A 256-nucleotide genomic window follows, 5' to 3' on the forward strand; every position below is an offset into this window, starting at 1 on the left:
ATCAGCTTCAACGCCTTCAATACTAATTAGCGGAAAGCCCATCGCTTTAATAATACTGTGTATCGGTGCTATTTGAGTGCGTAAGTCATCCGGCATAGGCGGACGATTTGCCTTATATTCGCTATACATATCGTTACGGAACGTTTTGCCTTTAGCGTCAAATATAACCACCATGTGTGAGGGATCATATTGTCTGATCAAGCTTTTAAGCATGTTGATCACGCCATAAATAGCGCCCGTAGCCTCACCTTTAGAA

1 protein-coding gene is annotated in these 256 nt (G+C 42.6%); it reads right to left on the reverse strand.

Going from position 1 to position 256, the window contains the following annotated elements:
* On the reverse strand, positions 1 to 256 hold a 256-nt coding region (locus AAEY57_RS20460), incomplete at both ends, for a 5'-3' exonuclease (RefSeq protein ID WP_350608718.1).

Origin of the sequence: Pseudoalteromonas sp. MER144-MNA-CIBAN-0113, from assembly GCF_040308965.1 — a bacterium.
Classification (GTDB): domain Bacteria; phylum Pseudomonadota; class Gammaproteobacteria; order Enterobacterales; family Alteromonadaceae; genus Pseudoalteromonas; species Pseudoalteromonas tetraodonis.